The organism is Micromonospora sp. AP08 (assembly GCF_008085935.1).
Taxonomy (GTDB): Bacteria; Actinomycetota; Actinomycetes; order Mycobacteriales; family Micromonosporaceae; genus Micromonospora; species Micromonospora chersina.
Genome location: NZ_VSEZ01000004.1, coordinates 179,034 through 195,365 on the forward strand (window position 1 = coordinate 179,034; position 16,332 = coordinate 195,365).

Consider the following 16,332-nt stretch of genomic DNA (forward strand, 5'->3'; position numbering starts at 1 on the left):
CGCGCGATCAGCTGTTCGGGTCGCGTGCCACCCGGATGACGACCTGCTGGTCGGTGACGCTGTCCAGGGTCACCGAGAAGCCGCCGGCCTGGGCGGCCTGCTGGCCGACGGTGAGCGAGAGCCGCTCGCCGGCCACCTCCACGGTGACCTGGTCGCCCTCGGCCCCGACGAGCTTCGCCTCGACGCCCAGGATGGTGGCGCTGGCCTCGACGCCGCGGTCGAAGGTGACCGTGCAGGCGTCCAGCCCGCAGTCGGTGGAGGCGTTCTCCGAGCTGCATCCGGCCAGCAGCGCGACGCCGAGGGCGAGGCCGGCGAACAGGCCGGCGGCCCGGCGGAGGGGGGTCGGCGAGGGGGAAACGCGTCGGTTCGTCACCCGGCCAAGGGTACGAGACGACGGCCACACCGCCACCCACCGGTGATCGGACCGGGGCGCGTTAGGGTCCCGGCATGCCCGTCGACATCGCCCGCACCCGGGCCGCCTACCCCGCCCTGACCGAGGGCTTCGCCCACTTCGACGGCGCCCCGCGAAGCTGCTCCCCTCCTCCGACGCGGTCCCGGACCGGTTCGAGTACGGCACCCCGAGCGTCCCGCTGCTGGCCGGGGTGACCGCGGCGGTGGACCACCTGGCCACCCTCGACCCGGCCGCAGCGGCGGCGCGGTGCGGGCCAGCGTCTACCACTACAACACCGCCGAGGAGGTGGACCGCTTGCTGGCCGAACTGGACCGGCTGGCGACCACCGGGGAGAGAATGGCCCGGTGAGCTTCCTGGTCGAGGAGAACCCCGCGAAGCACCGCTTCGAGATCCTGGTCGACGACGCGCTGGCCGGGTTCACCGCGTACGTGCCGCGCGGGGAGGTGCTGGTCTTCACGCACACGGAGGTGGACGAACGCTTCCAGAACATGGGGGTGGGCTCGGCGCTGATCCGGGGCACGCTCGACCAGATCCGCGAGCGCGGCGACCGGATCAGGGTGAAGTGCCCGTTCACGGGCGCGTTCATCCAGCGTCATCCGGAATACGCCGACCTGGTGATCCCCGAGCCCTGACCGGGGCGGGCCGACCGACCCGCCCCGGTCCGGGGATCGGGTCAGTGGGCGCCGGCGAGCAGTTCGGCGGCGGCGACGGCGGCGGCCCGGGTCGCGCCGTGGGTGGCCACGTGCACCGCGCCGGTGACCAGCTCGGGCACGCCCAGTTCGACCACCACGGCGTCGGGGCGGGTGGCCAGGGCGCGGGAGACCGCGTCCCGCATCCAGTCGTGCCGGTGCAGGTCCCGCACCACCAGCACCAGCGGACGGCCGGCCGTGCCGGCGCACGGGTCGGCGGGGACCTCCTCCCGGGCGTACCGGGCGGTGGTGGTGCCGGGCGTCAGGGCGGCCAGGGGCGCGGCGATCCCCCACGGGGTTTCCTCGCCGATGGCGATGTTGTGCGGCGGGGCGAACTCCACCACGTGCGCCGGGCCGGCCAGCGGCAGCAGCCCGCCCGTGGTGGCCACCACCCGCAGCGCCCGGCGGGCGGCGGCCAGCCCGATCGCGGAGCCGGCGTCGCCGGGCCGGGCGCCGGACCGGCCGGCCCGGGCGGCGACCGTCCAGGCCGCGAGCTGGCCGACCCGCTTCGCCGCCTCGGCCAGCCGCTCCTCCGGCAGGTCCCCGGCGACCACCGCGGCCACGATGGCGTCCCGCAGCTCGCGGGCGTCGGCCTCGGTGGCCCGCTCCCCGCCCACGCAGATCGCGTCCGCCCCGGCGGCGAGCGCGCGGACGGCCGCCCCGGCGAAGCCGTACCGGTCGGCGACGGCCCGCATCTCCACCGCGTCGGTCACCACCACCCCGCCGAAGCCCAGCTCCTCGCGGAGCAGGCGGCCCAGGATGCGCGGGCTGAGCGTGGCCGGCAGCTCCGGGTCCAGCGCCGGCACCAGCAGGTGCCCGGTCATCACCGCCTGCGCCCCGGCCGTCACGGCGGCCCGGAACGGGGCCAGCTCGACGGCGTCCAGCCGGGCCCGGTCGCCGCCGATGCGGGGCAGGTCGTGGTGGGAGTCGACCCGGGTGTCGCCGTGCCCGGGGAAGTGCTTGGCGCAGGCGGCGACGCCGGCGGCCTGCAGGCCGCGGACCCAGGCGGCGGTGTGCCGGGCGACCAGGGCCGGGTCCGCGCCGAACGAGCGGACCCCGATCACCGGGTTCGCCGGGTTCGAGTTGACGTCGGCGTCCGGGGCGTAGTTCAGCGTCACGCCCACCGCGGCCAGCTCGGCGCCCAGGTCCCGGGCCACCTCCTCGGTCAGCTCCGGGTCGTCGACCGCGCCGAGCGCGCAGTTGCCGGGCCGCGAGCTGCCCCGGGCCGACTCGATCCGGGTGACGTCGCCGGCCTCCTCGTCGATGGCCACGATGACGTCGGGCCGCGCGGCGCGCAGGTTCGCGGTCAGCTCGGCGACCTGCTCGTGGTCGACGACGTTGCGGGCGAAGAGGACCACCGACCCGAGACCCTCGCCGAGCCAGCGGCAGACCCACGGCGGCGGTGTGGTGCCGACGAACCCGGGTTGCAGGACGGCGGCGGCCAGGGCCGCCAGGTCTCCGGTCGCTCCCACGATCCGCTCGCTCATGCGCTGTCGTACCCCCGTCTTCCCCACGGCCCGCCGCCCCGGCGGTGCTGACATGGTCACACCGCGTCCGGAAATAGTCAACAATCCTTACTGTTAGCGGCTGGCACCGCCGGCCGGCCCGTGGGAGAGTGCGACCATGCATTCCGCGCTGCTCGCCGACGCCACCAGCGCCGCGGACATCCCCGGCGTACGCCTGCTCGGCCTGGTGGTCGGCGGCCTGTTCCTGCTGATCGCCATCCGGGCGATGTTCCGCCGGTAGCGGCCGGTTCGGACCCCGTCTCCCCGGGGTAGGGCTCTCGGTGTCCCGGGTGCGCCCGGCACCCGGACGCGGCGAGGGGGAACGATGAGGATCGGCTACTTCCTGTCCAGCGAGGAGTACACCCCGGCGGAGCTGCTGGAGCAGGCGCGCGGCGCCGAGCGGGCCGGCTTCGAGTCGCTGTGGATCTCCGACCACTACCACCCCTGGGTCGACGCGCAGGGCCAGAGCGCCTTCGTCTGGTCGACCATCGGGGCGCTCAGCCAGGTCTGCCGGTTGCCGGTGACCACCGCGGTCACCTGCCCGACCGTCCGCATCCACCCCGCCGTGATCGCGCAGGCCGCAGCCACCAGCGCGGTGCTGCACTCCGGGCGCTTCGTGCTCGGGGTGGGCACCGGCGAGGCGCTGAACGAGCACATCTTCGGCGACCCGTGGCCGCAGGCCGACGTCCGGCTGGAGATGCTCGAGGAGGCGGTCGAGGTGATCCGGGCCCTGTGGACCGGCGACTTCGTCAACCACCACGGCAAGCACTACACGGTGGAGCACGCCCGGATCAACACCCGCCCCGACGCTCCCCCGCCGATCTACGTCTCCGGCTTCGGTCCGAAGTCGATCGAGCTGGCCGCCCGGATCGGGGACGGCTACGTGAGCACCATGCCCGACGCCGACATGGTCCGCCGGTTCCGCGACTCCGGCGGCGGCGACAAGCCCTGCCAGGCCGGCTTCAAGGCCGCGTACGCCGACAGCGAGGACGAGGGCGTGCGGATCGCGTACGAGCGGTGGCCCAACGCCGGCGTGCCGGGCGAGCTGTCCCAGGTGCTCCCGTCGCCGCGCCACTTCGAGCAGGCCGCGCAGCTGGTCCGGCCGGAGATGATGAAGGAGTCGTTCGTCTGCGGCCGCGATGCCGACGCCCACCTGGAGATGATCGACAAGTACGCCAAGGCCGGCTTCGACGAGATCTACGTGGCCAACACCGGCCCGCACTGGCAGGGCCTGTTCGACCTCTACGAGCGCGAGGTGCTGCCCCGGCTGCGCTGAGCCGGGCCGGCCGGTTTCGCGGGTGATCGCCAGGGGTACCTGCGGCCACTGATGAGACTGACCACGCACTCCACGACCCTGCGCCGCGCGGCCAAGAGCCTCTTCGGCTGGACCGCCCTCCGGCCCAACCAGCTGGCCGCCATGCGCGCGGTCATGAAGCGCCGCGACGCCCTGGTGGTGCTTCCCACCGGCGCCGGCAAGTCGGCGATCTACCAGATCCCGGCCAGCCTGATCCCCGGCCCCACGGTGGTCATCTCCCCGCTGCTCGCTCTCCAGCAGGACCAGATCGCCGCGCTCAACGAGCGGCAACGCCCGGAGCTGCGAGCGGTCCGGATCAGCTCCGACGAGACCGCGGCCCAGCAGGCCGAGGCGATCGAGGAGATCCGGGCGGGGCGGGCCGAGTTCCTGTTCATCACCCCGGAGGCGCTGAGCAACCCGGACCGGCTCGCCGAGGTCCGCGCGCTCAAGCCGGCGCTGGTCGCCATCGACGAGGCGCACTGCATCTCCGCCTGGGGGCACGACTTCCGCCCGGACTACCTGGCGCTCGGCCACCTCATCGAGGGCATCGGCCGGCCGCCGGTCGTGGCGCTGACCGCCACCGCCTCCCCGCCGGTCCGCGACGACATCGTCGCCCGGCTGCGACTGCGCGACCCCGAGGTCGTGGTGTCCGGGCTGGACCGCCCCAACCTCTTCCTCGAGGTGGCGCACTGCCCCACCGACGACTACCGGTGGCGGCGGCTGGTCGCGCTGCTGCGCGACGACGAGCGGCCCGGCATCATCTACGTGCCGACGCGGCGGGCGGCCGAGGAACTGGCCCAGCGGCTCACCGACGCGGGCTTCCCGGCGCAGTACTACCACGGCGGGATGCCGACCAACGCCCGCAACGACCTGCACGAGGCGTTCCTCGCCGACCAGGTGCCGATCATGGTGGCCACGTCGGCGTTCGGCATGGGCATCGACAAGCCGAACATCGCGTGGGTCGTGCACGTGGCGCTGCCCGACTCGCCGGACAGCTACTTCCAGGAGATCGGCCGGGCCGGCCGGGACGGCGCGCCCGCCCGGGTGCTGCTGCTCTGGCGCGCCGAGGACGTCGGCCTCCAGCGCTACTTCAGCGGCGGCCTGCCCGACGAGAAGGAACTGGGCGAACTCGCCGCGCTGCTGCGCAAGCAGGCCCGGACCAAGAAGGAGCTGCGCGAGCTGACCGGGCTCGGGCCGCGCAAGCTCGGCCAGTACCTGTCGCTGCTGGAGCAGGTGGGGGCCGCCGAACCCCGCGCCCGGCAGCGGATCGCCGCCCCCCGGTACGCCCCGGCGGCCGCCGAGTCCGGCCGGGCCGCGCTCGCCGAGGCCGAGCGGCAGCAGACCGTCACACGGTCGCGCACCGACATGATGCGCGCCTTCGCGGAGACCACCGGTTGCCGGGGGCAGGCCCTGCTGGCCTACTTCGGCGAGCAGATGAGCGCGGTCTGCGGGCACTGCGACAACTGCCACGCCGGCACCAGCGTCGCCGGCGACGGCGCCGTCGGCCCGTTCCCGGTGCACAGCCAGGTACGGCACCCGGAATGGGGCGCCGGCCTGGTGCTCAGCTACGAGGAGGACAAGATGACGGTCCTCTTCGACGAGGTGGGCTACAAGACGCTGTCCGTCCGCGTGGTGTCCGAACAGGGCCTGCTGGAGCTGGACTAGCCTGACCCGGGCACCGCGGGAGCGGTGCCCGTCGACAACGACGACCACGGCGAAAGGGGCTTGATCGTGATCGAGCAGCCGGCGTACACCGGGTTCGGTTTCTCCGACGAGGAGTGGGGGCTGCTGGTCGGTCTGCCGCAGGCGGTCCTCACCGCGGCGGCCGCGGCCGAGTCCGACGGCACCCGGCGCACCATGGCCGAGAACGCCGCCGGGTTGGAGACCATCGCCGCGGGGCGCGAGTCGGCCAGCCCGCTGGTGGCCGCCGTCGCCGGCGAGGTCGTGTCGCGGGTGGGCGACCCCGAGGCGGGCGCCGAGATGCCGGTCATCACCCCGGACGACCCGCAGGCGATGATCGAGGACGTGCTCGGCCGGGCCGGGCAGGCGTCGGCGCTGCTGGCCGGCAAGATCGACGAGGGCCAGGCCGGCGCGTACCGGCACTGGCTCGTGGAGATCGCCGAGCAGGTGGTGGGCGCCGCCTCCACTGGCGGCATCCTGGGCCTCGGCGGCGACGTGGTGAGCGACTCGGAGCGGCGCTTCCGCGACCGGCTCGCGCACGTGCTCAACGACTGACCGGACTGTTAACAGAAAACCTCACGTCCGTCAATGACGGATATGTCACGCCCCACGAGTGCAACTCCCGGCCTCGTGGGGCGTCGTGCTTCATGAAGGGTGACGAAACACGGGGAGTCGTTCATGGACACGGAATTGACGCGGCAGGTCTTCGACACGGAGCAGGTGCCCGCCGCCGACCGCTTCGGGCTGTGGCTGGACATGCTCGCCGGCACGCCCGGGCTCATGCGGGTACGCACCGAGCACGCCGACAACTTCGTCGCCCGGATGCAGATCCTCGACCTGGGTCCCCTCCAGCTCGTCCGCCACCGCTACCCCCCGCTCGACGCGGTCCGGACCCGGAAGCTGATCCAGCGCTCCGACGCGGACTACTACGTGCTCGCGCTGACCCTCGCGGGCACCGGCATCACCGACCAGGAGGGGCAGCGCGGAATCTGCCGCCCCGGCGACTTCACCTTCTACGACTGCGCCCGTCCCCAGGAAGCCAGCCACCACGGCGACGATAGGGACCAACCGGTCAGCTCCATCGTGGCCTTCATCCCGTACGAGTCGCTGCCGCTGCCGAACCGCCGGCTCGCCCCCCTGTTCGCCGGCCGCATGCCCGGCGACGAGGGGATCGGCGCCCTGCTGGCCGACTACCTCATCCGGCTCACCGGCAATCCCGAGCAGTACCACGCGGCGGACGCCGAGCGGCTGGCCGGCGTCGGGCTCGACCTGATCTCCACCCTGCTGGGCCGGCACCTGGTCTCCGAGGACGCGGTGCCCACCGAGGTGCGGCGGCGGGCCCTGCTGGCCCAGGTGCGCTCGCACGTCCGCCAGCACCTCGGCGACGCCGCGCTGAGCCCGCAGTCGATCGCCGACGCACACCACGTCTCGCTGCGGTCGCTGCACCGGCTCTTCGAGGCCGAGGAGACCACGGTGGCGGCGTACATCCGGGACGAGCGGCTGGAGCGGTGCCGCCGGGACCTCGCCGACCCGGCGCTGGGCAACCGGCCGATCCAGCTCGTCGCCGCCCGCTGGGGCTTCCGCGACAAGGCGCACTTCAGCCGGGCGTTCCGGGCCGCGTACGCGGAGACCCCCCAGGCGTACCGGGCGCGCCACCTGCAGCCGGCACGGATCGTCAACACCACGGCATCCGCAATCAACTCGGGGCCGACATACTGAGTGCGGGCCGGCGGCCGGGCGACCGGCGCGGCCCACTGGTATCGGGGGGCCGTGGCGAGGCGCCCGCGGCGGCAGCTCAGCCGCGGGCGACCGCCCGGTAACGCCAGTCACCCACCCTCGACGGCCCGCACCGGTCTCCGGCCCCGTCGTGCTTCCCCCCAGGACTGACGGCGGGGCCGGTCAGGCCGCCTCCTCCTCCAGCAGCACCAGGACGGCCTTCTCCACGTCCTCGCGGGGCATGTCCGGCTGCACCGGGACCAGCACCCCGTCGTGGTAGAGGTCGACCACCCGCGGGTCCACGTAGGACGTCCGGGCCACCGTGGGCGTGTTGCCGAGCAGCTCGGCGACCGAGCGCATCACCGCCGCCACCGCCCGCCGACGGGCCGTGGTGGAGCGCTGCGGGCCCACCGTGGCCAGCTCGGTGGCGGCCAGCACGGTGGCGTGCCAGGTACGGAAGTCCTTGGCGGTCATCTCGCCGCCGCTGGCGTCGCGCAGGTAGTCGTTGACCTCGTCGCTGCGCACGTCCCGCCAGGTCCGGCCGTCCCAGTAGCCGAACAGGCGCTCCTCGGACCGCCGCCGGCGGCGCAGGTTGGTCAGCACCCGGCACAGCTCCGGGTCCTCGATCCGGCGGACCTGCTCGATGCCGCCCTTGGCCGGGAACTCGAAGACCACGCAGCCGCCCCGCGAGCGGGCGTGCTCGGGGCGCAGGGTCGAGACGCCGAAGGTGGCGTCCTCACCGGTGGCGTACTGGTCGTTGCCGACCCGGAACGTGCCCATGTCGAGCAGCCGCGCGACGGTGGCCAGGATCCGCTCCCGCCGCAGGCCGCGCAGCGCCAGGTCGTGGGCGACCCGGTCGCGCAGCGTGGGCAGCCGGTGGGCCACCTCCAGCACGTGGTCGAACTTGGCCTCGTCCCGCTTCTCCCGCCACTTCGGGTGGTAGAGGTACTGCTTGCGCCCCGCGGCGTCGATCCCGGTGGCCTGGATGTGGCCGTTCGGGTACGGCGAGATCCACACGTCCCGCCAGGCCGGCGGGATGACGAGGTCCTGCAGCCGGGTCAGCTCGTCGGGGTCGCGCACCGGCTCGCCCTTCGGGTCGACGAAGAGCCAGCCCTTGCCGCGCCGCCGGCGTCCGTAGCCCGGCCGGCCCGGATCGCTACGCCGCAATCGCACCGGACACCCGCACCGCCCGTTCCGCCTCGTCCACGGCGGCCACCACCTCGTCGACCTCGATGCCCGTCAACGTCGGGTGGGTTCCTACCCCACCGGAACCGGCCCAATCCCGGTCGATGTCGTCGCGGTCGGCGGCCCCGAGCACCCGGTGCCGGGGCCGGTCGGGCGGCGGGCCCCAGCGCTCCGGCGGCACCGGCCCGAAGAGCACCACCGAGGCGGTGCCGTAGCCGGTGGCCAGGTGGGCCACCCCGGTGTCCCCGCTGACCACCAGCCGCGCGTCGGCCACCAGCGCGGCCAGCTCGGCCAGGCCGGTGCGGCCGGCGAGCACCGCCGCCGGAGGCAGCCCGGCGTCCAAGGCCACCCGGGCGGCCAGGTCCCGCTCGTCGGTCGAGCCGGTGAGCACCACCCGGTGCCCCCGGGCCGTGAGGGTCCGGGCCAGCGCCGCGAAGCGCTCGGCCGGCCAGCGCTTCGCGGGGATCTTGCTGCCGGGGTGCAGCACCGTGACGCCGGCCGGGACGGCGGCCGGCGGCGGGTGGCGCAGCGTCAGGTCGCCGGGGTCGGCCGGGAGGCCGTACCAGTGCAACAGCCGGCACCAGCGGCGCACCTCGTGCTCGTCGTCGTCCCAGACCGGGCCGGCGAGGTGCCCGGCCTCGGCGTTGCGATATGCGAGCAGCCGGCCCGGCCGGGCGCCGGCGAGCATCCGGTGCGACCGCGGGCCCCGCCCGTGCAGGTTGACCGCCACCTCCGGCGGCGGGCCGGGCCACGCCGGCCGGTCGGCCAGCCCCGGGGTGGGCAGCACCCGGTCGACCGCCCCGGTCAGCTCGACCAGCGGCGCCAGCCACGCCGGCGCGGCGAGCACCAACTCGCGGCCCGGGAAGCCGGCGCGCAGGCCCCGCAGCGCCGGGACGGCGGTGGCCAGGTCGCCGACCCCGAGCGCCCGCAGCACCAGGATCACGGGTACGAGGACTCCTGCTCGGCGCAGACCACCATCTCGCGTACGGCGCAGCCGGCCGGCTGGGAGAGGGCGAACATGACCGCGGCGGCGGTGTCGGCCGGCTCGTTGAGCACGGCGTCCGGGCCGGGGCGGTACCGGGCGTCCCGCTCGTCGAAGAAGGCGGTGCGCATGCCGCCGGGGATGAGCAGGGTGACCCCGACCGCGCCGGCCAACTCGGCGGCGAGCGCCCGGGTGAAGCCCACCACCCCGAACTTCGCCGCGCAGTACGCGGTCGCGTCGCTGACCGCCTTCACCCCGAGCGTCGAGGCGACGGTGACGATGCTGCCCCGGGACGCCTCCAGGAAGGGCAGCGCGGCCCGGATCACCGCCGCGGTGGCGAGCAGGTCCACCGTGACGATCCGTTCCCAGGTCTCCGCCGGCACGTCGATGAGCTTCCCCGGCACGTCCATCCCGGCCGCGGTGACCACGCCGTCCAGCCCGCCGGAGCGTTCCGCGAGGTCGCGGGTGGCCGCCTCGGCCGCCCGGGTGTCGGCCAGGTCGCACTCGACCCAGGGCACCCCGTCGGCGGGGCGCTGCCGGTCCAGCACCAGGGGCCGGCCGCCGGCCCGGGCCACCGCGGCGACCACCGCCGCGCCCAGCCCGCTCGACCCGCCGGTGACCAGGACGGTGGGGCCGGTCCCGGGTGGACCGCTGTGCTCGCTCATCGTGCTCCCTTCGCCGTCGACCGGACGACCGTCTCCCCGGCCGGCTCCGCCGCCGGCACCGCCGTGCCGGGCCAGCCCGCCGTGCCCCGCCCGGCCCGGGCCGCCGCGATCATGTCGGTCGTGGAGCGGCCGTCCAGGTACGGCACGACCACGGTGTGCCCGCCCCAGCGGGCCAGGACCTCCGCCTCGGGCAGGGTGTCCGCGCCGCCGCCGCTGGCGTAGTCGCCGCCCTTGACCCAGATGTCCGGTCGCAGCCAGGACAACGCCGCGTGCGGGGTGGGCTCGTCGAAGATCAGCACCGCGTCGACGCAGCCCAGCGCGGCGAGCAGCCGCCCGCGGTCGCCCTGCGGCACGACCGGTCGCTCCGGTCCCTTCAGCCCGGCCACGCTGGCGTCGGAGTTGAGGCAGACCACCAGGCAGTCGCCGAGCTGCCGGGCCGCCTGGAGGGTCGCCACGTGCCCGGCGTGCAGCAGGTCGAAGCAGCCGCCGGTGGCCACGACCGTGCCGCCGGCCGCGCGTACCCGGGAGACCACCTCGCCGGCCGCGGCGGCGCCGATCCGGTCTCCGCCGCCGACGACCACCGCCGGGGCGGCGGTCCGGATCGGGGCGGGCAGGGCCGTGGCCACTCCCCCGCCGGCCACGTACGCGGACGCCTCGGCCACCGCCTCCTGCACCGCCTCGGAGACCAGCGCGCCCCCGGCCAGGGCGAGGGTGGCCGCGGCGGCGAACCGGTCCCCCGCACCGCAGGTGTCCCCCTCGGCGGCCGGGGCCGGCACCACCAGCGGGGTGGAGCCGGCGTGGCAGAGCAGCGCGCCCTCCCCGCCCAGCGTCACGGCCACCGCGCCGGCCTGCCAGCGCCGGCGCAGCGCCTGGGCGCCCCGGGACGCGGTGACCAGCCGGGACGCGCCCGGCGGCGCCTTGGCCAGCTCGCGCGCCTCGGACTCGTTCGGGGTCGCCAGGCTCACCCCGGGCACCGCGGCCGGGCCGCGCGGGTGCGGGTCCCAGACCACCGGCGCCCGGGTCGCGGCGAGCGCCGCGCGCAGCGCGGGATGCCGGGCGACGCCCCGGCCGTAGTCGCTGACCAGCACGGCGGAGGCGGTGGCGATCAGGCGCAGCACCGCCTCGCTGGGCTCGCCCGGATCGCCGGCCGGGCCGCCCCGGTCGTGGCGCAGCAGCACCCGGCCGCGGGCCCGCAGCCGGATCTTCTCCGGGGTGGCCCCGGCCAGCGGCAGCGCGTACAGCTGCACGCCGGCGGCGGCGAGCAGGGTGCCGAGGCGGGCCCCGCCGGCGTCGTCGGCGACCGCGGTCACCAGCGCCACCTCGGCACCTTCGGCGGCGGCGAAGACGGCGGCGAGGCCGGCGCCGCCGGGGCGGTCGACGTGCGTGGTCTCCTCCAGCACCGGCACCGGGGAGTCCGGGCAGAGCCGGTTCACCACCCCCTCGACGTCCCGGTCCAGCAGCGTGTCACCGAGCACCACCACGGGTCCCGTCATGCTCGACCTCCTCATCGGGCCTGCACCTTCCCGTCCGGACCGTCGCCGAGCACCACCTCGACGCCGGCGCGCACCGTGTCGGCCGGCGTCGCGTCCGCCGCGCGGGCGGCGAGCGCCGCGGGCAGCGCCCGGTCGACGTACTCGCAGAGCACGTGGGTGGCGACCAGGTGCAGCTCCTGCACGACCTGGCTGTCCGGCGAGTCGATGGCCAGGGTCTCCGCACAGGACCCGGCGAGCGGGTTGGGCGCGGGGCCGGTGAAGGCCCAGCAGCGCAGGCCGGTGTCGCGTCCGGCTTGGGCGGCGGTGAGGAGGTTGGTGCTGGTGCCGCTGGTGGACATGAGCAGGAGGATGTCGTCGGGTCGGCCGTGGGCGCGGACCTGGCGGGCGAAGACCTCGTCGTAGCCGTAGTCGTTGCCGATGGCGGTGAGGGCGGAGGTTTCGGCGTGCAGGGCGATGGCGGACAGGGGTTCGCGGTCGTCGCGGAGTTTGCCGACGAGTTCGGCGGTGAGGTGCTGGGCCTCGGCGGCGCTGCCGCCGTTGCCGGCGACCAGCAGCCGCCCGCCGGTGGCCAGCCGGTGCGCCAGCTCCCCGCCCCAGCGGGCCAGCAGCTGCTCCGCGTCGCGCAGCGGCAGCAGCGCGGCGGCCAGTCGGGTCAGGTGGTCCTCCAGCACCGTCCCCCCGACGGCCGGCGTGGGCGCCGCCATCAGGCGACCACCCGGGTGGGCCGACGCACGGTGGCCACCTCGGCGTACAGCTCCGCGAGCCGGTCGGCCGTGGTGGACCAGGAGTAGCGGGTGCGGGCGCGCTCCAGGGCCGCGGTGGCGTAGGCGAACCGGCGGATCCGGTCGCCGAGCAGCCCGCGGATCGCCGCGCCGAGGGCCGCCGGGTCGCGGGCCGGCACCAGGTCGCCGGTCCGGCCGGGCACCACCGTGTCCCGGAGCCCGCCGACGGCGGTGCCGATCACCGGTACGCCGCACGCCATCGCCTCCAGCGGGGTCAGCCCGAACGGCTCGTACCAGGGTGCGGCGACCAGCACGTCCGCCGACCGGTACCAGCGGCCCATCTCCTCGCGGGGCACCGCCCCGGTCAGCTTCACCCGGTCGGCGATCCCGCAGGACTCGGCGAGCGCCCGCAGCCGCAGCGCGTACGGGTCGGTCTCCAGCAGCCCGGCGGGCGGGCCGCCAACCACCACGCACTCGGCGTCCGGCACCAGCGCGGTGGCCCGGATGACGTCCTGGAAGCCCTTGCGCTCGACCAGCCGGCCGACGGTGAGGATCCGGGGCCGGCCGCCGTCCCGTTCGGCGACCGGCCCGAGCGGCGCGAAGGTGGACAGGTTCACCCCGGACGGCACGACGGTCATCCCGGCCCGGGGCACCCCCATCCGGACCAGCTCGGCGACCTCGTCCTGGCACTGGGCGACCACCCGGTCGACCGAGCGGCCCAGCCGGCGCTCGTGCGCGACCCGGCCCGGCGGGCTGGTGTCCTGCGCGCCCTGGTGGCGGCGCTTGACCGTGCCGAGGGCGTGGTACGTCTGCACCACCGGCACCCCGGTGCGCCGCCCGGCGGCGAGCCCGGCCAGCCCGCTCATCCAGAAGTGCGCGTGCACCACCTCCGGCTGCCAGTCGCCGGTGCGCCAGCGCTCGGCCAGCCACTCCCCGAACGCCGGCATGTACGGCAGCAGGTCGTCCTTGGCCACCGGCTCGGCCGGCCCCGCGGGCACGTGCACCACGTCGTACCCGTCCGGGGCGCGGACCGTCTCGGGCAGGTCCACGGCGTCCCGCCGGGTGTGCACCCGGACGTCGTGACCGGCGGCCGCGAGCGCGGCGGAGAGCTCCGCGACATGCGTGTTCTGGCCGCCGGCGTCCTCCCCGCCGAGGACGGCGAGCGGGCTGGCGTGCTCCGAGATCATCGCGATGCGCATACTTCCTCCTCCAGCAGCCGGTCCCAGTCGGCGAGGAATCGCTCCAGGCCGTAGCGGTTCCGGGCGGCGGTCCGGGCCGCCGCGCCCGCCCGGCGGGCCGCCGCCGGGTCGTCCAGCAGGCCCCGGGCCGCCTCGACGAGCACGTCGACCCGGGTGGAGAGGGCACCGGCGGACGGCGGCACGGCCTCCACGGCCTCGGTGGTGGCCAGCGCGACCACCGGCATGCCCATGGTCATGGCCTCGACGAGGCTCAGCCCGAGGGAGGTCCACCGGCACAGGTGCAGGTACGCCCGCCGCTTCGCCAGCTCGGCGTGCATGGCGTGCTGCGGCACGTCGTCGTGGCTGGTGAGCCGGTCCGGGGGCAGGCCCAGGTGCTCGGCGAGCCCGGCCACCTTCATGCCGTAGACGTCCAGCGGGGCGAGGTCGGCGAAGCGGGCCAGCAGGTCGGTGCCGGTGACCCGCCAGCGGCGGACCGGCTCGTTGATGACCACGGCGAGGCGGTCCAGTTCGCCGGTCCACTCGACGGCCGGGGCGACCACCCCGTGCTCGACCACCGCCGTGCGGGTGCCGCCGTTGTCCCAGAACAGCTCGTTGAAGTGGGTGACGTGGGTGAGCAGCAGGTCGTCCCGGTCGGCCATGGGGTGCCGGTTGTTCGGCACGTCGCCCTTCGGGGTGTTGTGCTCGACGTAGATCGCCGGCAGGTCCCGGCCGACCCGGCGGCCCAGCCACTCGCAGGCCAGGTCGAACTCCTCGGGCCGCTGGAGCAGCACCACGTCCACGTCGGCCCGGCGCAGTTCCGCCGGGGTCACCTCGACGGCGCTGTCCGGCCACGGGTAGGTCCGCGCCCGGCCCAGCCCGTACGCGCCCCGGTCCGGGGTCACCGGCACCAGGTAGCGGTGCTTGCCGTGCACGAACGACGTGGTCCACGATCCGTGCACGTGCCACACCAGGACGTTCATCCGACCACCCCCCCCGGAACGGTGACCAGCGGCTCCGGCGCGTCGGCGCGCACACCGAGGAGCCGCAGCGCCTCCAGCACCCGGCCCGGCTCCACGGCGGACAGGCAGGGATGGCCGGGGACCGGGCAGCGCACGGCCCGGGTGTCGCGGCAGGCCGCCCCGGCGTCGCCGAGCCGCACGGTGGGCACCCGGTAGGGCCCCCACTGCCCGAACGGGACGGTCGGGGCGAAGAGGCTGACCACCGGCACGCCGAGCGCCGCGGCCAGGTGCGCCGGCCCGGTGTTGCCGACCACGAGCGCGCCGGCCCGGGCGACCACGGCCGCCAGCTCGCCGAGCCCGGTACGCCCGCCCAGGTCGAGGCCGCCCGCGGCGGCCACCTGCGCGGTCAGCTCCCGCTCGTCGGGCCCGCCCGTGACCACCACCCGGTAGCCGGCCGCGCTGAGCACCCGGACGATGCGGGTGGCCAGCTCGAAGGGGCAGGCCCGGGTCTCCACCGAGGAGCCCGGGTGCAGCACGACGTAACCCGGCTCGCCGGCGGCGGGCGGGGCGGGCGGCAGCCGGTCGGTGCGCAGCCGCAGCCCCGGCTCGTCGCCGGCGGGCAGGGCGAAGCCGGCCGCCGCGGCCAGCGACAGCGCCCGCTCCGGCTCGGGCACCCCGACGGGGACCCGGTGCCGCACGTCGAGCAGGGCACCCGGGTAGTCGTCGCTGATCGCGCTGATCCGCGGCACCCCGGCCATCCGCAGCAGCAGGGCCAGGGGCAGCGCCGACTGGTGGAAGGAGGTGAAGAGGACCGCCTCGTCCGCGCGGACGGCGGCGAGCCGGTCCACCAAAGCGCGCATCCCGGCCGGGTCGACCGGCGGGGCGGGGGCGTCGATCCAGGGCAGCGGCCACTCGATGATCTCGTCGACGCCGGGCAGCAGCTCCGCGGCCGCCCGGCCGCGTGGCCCGCAGAGCAGCACCACCCGTTCCGCCCCGGCCGCCACCGCGCGGATGCCGGGGCCGGTGACCAGCACGTCGCCGGCCGCGTCGCTGCGCACCACCAGCACCGTGCCCCGCCGGGGCGCCGGCTCGGGCGCGGCCACGAGCCGCATCCGGCCGAGGATGGTGCCGACCGCGTCCGGCAGGTCGGCGGCGACGCTCGGGGCGGCGGCCACCTCGGCCGCCCGGGTGGCCGGGGTGGGCACCAGGATCGCGGCGGCGCCGGCCGCTGCGGCGGCGGCCATGTCGGCGCCGATGTCGCCGACCAGCACGCAGCGGGTCGGCGTGGTCCCGAGCGCCCGGGCCGCGGCGTGCACCAGCCCGGGGGCCGGCTTGCGGCAGGCGCAGCGGTCCGGCTCGCCGTGCGGGCAGATCTGCCAGCTGTCGAAGGGCCCGAGCAGCTCCTCCACCCGCGCGTTGACCCGGCGCAGGTCGTCGGCCGTGAAGCAGCCCCGGGCCAGGCCGGACTGGTTGCTCACCACGGCCAGGCGCAGCCCGGCCGCGCGCAGCCGGTCCAGCGCCTCCCGGGCGCCGGGCAGCGGGCGGACCTTCTCCGGGTCACCGTTGTAGGGCACGTCCTCGACGAGCGTGCCGTCCCGGTCCAGCAGCACCGCGTCGTACAGGCCGGACGGGAACCGGTCAGCACCCGGGTCAACCCGGGCTGACCTGCACTGATCCCGCTCGTGGTCCCGTCGCACGGGCGGCGGGTTCCCGACCCCCCGAGGAGTAAACATCAACTTCGGCGGAGCCGCCTCCGCCGGTGCCGCACGGCCGGTCCGCACCCCGCTCCCGCCGGCCCGGTCCGGCGTTACCCGCCGCCGGAGAGAAGCTAACCCGACCGCCGTTAGCGGCG

16 protein-coding genes and 1 pseudogene are annotated in these 16,332 nt (G+C 75.9%); 7 read left to right on the forward strand and 10 right to left on the reverse strand.

Going from position 1 to position 16,332, the window contains the following annotated elements; translation table 11 throughout:
* Positions 1-7: 7 nt before the first annotated feature.
* The gene (locus tag FXF50_RS09280; RefSeq protein ID WP_148426812.1) at positions 8-373 is read right to left on the reverse strand and encodes a hypothetical protein; all 366 of its coding nucleotides are present in this window, start codon (positions 371-373) and stop codon (positions 8-10) included.
* A gap of 148 nt (positions 374-521) precedes the next feature.
* On the opposite strand from FXF50_RS09280, the pseudogene FXF50_RS30240 reads away from it, so the two are divergent.
* Together FXF50_RS30240 and FXF50_RS09290 are read left to right on the forward strand one after the other, a co-directional pair.
* A pseudogene (locus FXF50_RS30240) lies at positions 522-659 on the forward strand (cysteine desulfurase-like protein); the annotation flags it as partial.
* Positions 660-756: 97 nt separating this feature from the next.
* On the forward strand, positions 757-1,044 hold the full coding sequence (locus FXF50_RS09290) for a GNAT family N-acetyltransferase (RefSeq protein ID WP_148426813.1): 288 nt from the start codon (positions 757-759) through the stop codon (positions 1,042-1,044).
* Between the two features lie 41 nt (positions 1,045-1,085).
* On the opposite strand, the gene FXF50_RS09295 is transcribed toward FXF50_RS09290, so the two are convergent.
* Positions 1,086-2,588: a glycoside hydrolase family 3 protein gene (locus tag FXF50_RS09295; protein ID WP_148426814.1), complete on the reverse strand. Its 1,503-nt coding sequence runs from the start codon at positions 2,586-2,588 to the stop codon at positions 1,086-1,088.
* 136 nt (positions 2,589-2,724) lie between these two features.
* Here FXF50_RS09295 and FXF50_RS29775 point away from each other — a divergent pair, with 136 nt between their 5' ends.
* The 5 genes from FXF50_RS29775 to FXF50_RS09315 all read left to right on the forward strand — a co-directional run bounded on the left by FXF50_RS29775 (position 2,725) and on the right by FXF50_RS09315 (position 7,299).
* Positions 2,725-2,847, forward strand: a complete 123-nt coding sequence (locus FXF50_RS29775; protein ID WP_255509958.1) for a hypothetical protein — start codon at positions 2,725-2,727, stop codon at positions 2,845-2,847.
* Positions 2,848-2,931: 84 nt separating this feature from the next.
* Positions 2,932-3,882 carry a TIGR03557 family F420-dependent LLM class oxidoreductase gene (locus FXF50_RS09300; protein WP_148426815.1) on the forward strand — a complete coding sequence of 317 codons (951 nt, stop codon included), beginning with the start codon at positions 2,932-2,934 and terminating at the stop codon, positions 3,880-3,882.
* A gap of 51 nt (positions 3,883-3,933) precedes the next feature.
* Positions 3,934-5,565 carry an ATP-dependent DNA helicase RecQ gene (locus FXF50_RS09305; RefSeq protein ID WP_148426816.1) on the forward strand — a complete coding sequence of 544 codons (1,632 nt, stop codon included), beginning with the start codon at positions 3,934-3,936 and terminating at the stop codon, positions 5,563-5,565.
* A 66-nt stretch (positions 5,566-5,631) separates the two neighbouring features.
* Positions 5,632-6,135, forward strand: a complete 504-nt coding sequence (locus FXF50_RS09310; protein ID WP_148426817.1) for a hypothetical protein — start codon at positions 5,632-5,634, stop codon at positions 6,133-6,135.
* A 123-nt stretch (positions 6,136-6,258) separates the two neighbouring features.
* Complete coding sequence (locus tag FXF50_RS09315) at positions 6,259-7,299, forward strand: helix-turn-helix domain-containing protein (RefSeq protein ID WP_148426818.1); 1,041 nt, start codon at positions 6,259-6,261, stop codon at positions 7,297-7,299.
* A 180-nt stretch (positions 7,300-7,479) separates the two neighbouring features.
* Here FXF50_RS09315 and FXF50_RS09320 read toward each other — a convergent pair whose 3' ends face one another.
* The 8 genes from FXF50_RS09320 to FXF50_RS09355 are packed head-to-tail and all read right to left on the reverse strand — an operon-like array spanning position 7,480 to position 16,177.
* Positions 7,480-8,469 (reverse strand): DNA topoisomerase IB, encoded by a 990-nt coding sequence (locus FXF50_RS09320; RefSeq protein ID WP_148426819.1) that lies wholly within the window; start codon positions 8,467-8,469, stop codon positions 7,480-7,482.
* On the reverse strand, positions 8,453-9,424 hold the full coding sequence (locus FXF50_RS09325) for a glycosyltransferase family 9 protein (protein ID WP_148426820.1): 972 nt from the start codon (positions 9,422-9,424) through the stop codon (positions 8,453-8,455). The genes FXF50_RS09320 and FXF50_RS09325 overlap by 17 nt, the downstream gene beginning before the upstream one ends.
* Positions 9,421-10,128 (reverse strand): SDR family oxidoreductase, encoded by a 708-nt coding sequence (locus tag FXF50_RS09330; RefSeq protein ID WP_148426821.1) that lies wholly within the window; start codon positions 10,126-10,128, stop codon positions 9,421-9,423. Before FXF50_RS09330 ends, FXF50_RS09325 begins: the two co-directional genes overlap by 4 nt.
* A complete protein-coding gene (locus FXF50_RS09335; RefSeq protein WP_148426822.1) occupies positions 10,125-11,621 on the reverse strand; it encodes a PfkB family carbohydrate kinase in 1,497 nt (498 codons plus the stop codon). Before FXF50_RS09335 ends, FXF50_RS09330 begins: the two co-directional genes overlap by 4 nt.
* Positions 11,622-11,632: 11 nt before the next feature.
* Entirely contained in the window at positions 11,633-12,325 is a 693-nt protein-coding gene (locus FXF50_RS09340; RefSeq protein ID WP_148426823.1) for an SIS domain-containing protein, read from the reverse strand.
* Positions 12,325-13,542 (reverse strand): glycosyltransferase, encoded by a 1,218-nt coding sequence (locus FXF50_RS09345; protein WP_148426824.1) that lies wholly within the window; start codon positions 13,540-13,542, stop codon positions 12,325-12,327. Before FXF50_RS09345 ends, FXF50_RS09340 begins: the two co-directional genes overlap by 1 nt.
* Positions 13,527-14,501: a glycosyltransferase gene (locus FXF50_RS09350; protein ID WP_091310136.1), complete on the reverse strand. Its 975-nt coding sequence runs from the start codon at positions 14,499-14,501 to the stop codon at positions 13,527-13,529. Before FXF50_RS09350 ends, FXF50_RS09345 begins: the two co-directional genes overlap by 16 nt.
* Positions 14,498-16,177 carry an HAD-IIIA family hydrolase gene (locus tag FXF50_RS09355; RefSeq protein WP_148426825.1) on the reverse strand — a complete coding sequence of 560 codons (1,680 nt, stop codon included), beginning with the start codon at positions 16,175-16,177 and terminating at the stop codon, positions 14,498-14,500. Before FXF50_RS09355 ends, FXF50_RS09350 begins: the two co-directional genes overlap by 4 nt.
* Positions 16,178-16,332 lie beyond the last annotated feature (155 nt).

Coding starts and splice junctions, on each gene's coding strand:
- FXF50_RS09295 (WP_148426814.1), bottom strand. CDS start 2,588: ATGAGCGAGCGGATCGTGGGAGCGACCGGAGACCTGGCGGCCCTGGCC.
- FXF50_RS29775 (WP_255509958.1), top strand. CDS start 2,725: ATGCATTCCGCGCTGCTCGCCGACGCCACCAGCGCCGCGGACATCCCC.
- FXF50_RS09300 (WP_148426815.1), top strand. CDS start 2,932: ATGAGGATCGGCTACTTCCTGTCCAGCGAGGAGTACACCCCGGCGGAG.
- FXF50_RS09305 (WP_148426816.1), top strand. CDS start 3,934: ATGAGACTGACCACGCACTCCACGACCCTGCGCCGCGCGGCCAAGAGC.
- FXF50_RS09315 (WP_148426818.1), top strand. CDS start 6,259: ATGGACACGGAATTGACGCGGCAGGTCTTCGACACGGAGCAGGTGCCC.
- FXF50_RS09330 (WP_148426821.1), bottom strand. CDS start 10,128: ATGAGCGAGCACAGCGGTCCACCCGGGACCGGCCCCACCGTCCTGGTC.
- FXF50_RS09335 (WP_148426822.1), bottom strand. CDS start 11,621: ATGACGGGACCCGTGGTGGTGCTCGGTGACACGCTGCTGGACCGGGAC.
- FXF50_RS09340 (WP_148426823.1), bottom strand. CDS start 12,325: ATGGCGGCGCCCACGCCGGCCGTCGGGGGGACGGTGCTGGAGGACCAC.
- FXF50_RS09345 (WP_148426824.1), bottom strand. CDS start 13,542: ATGCGCATCGCGATGATCTCGGAGCACGCCAGCCCGCTCGCCGTCCTC.
- FXF50_RS09350 (WP_091310136.1), bottom strand. CDS start 14,501: ATGAACGTCCTGGTGTGGCACGTGCACGGATCGTGGACCACGTCGTTC.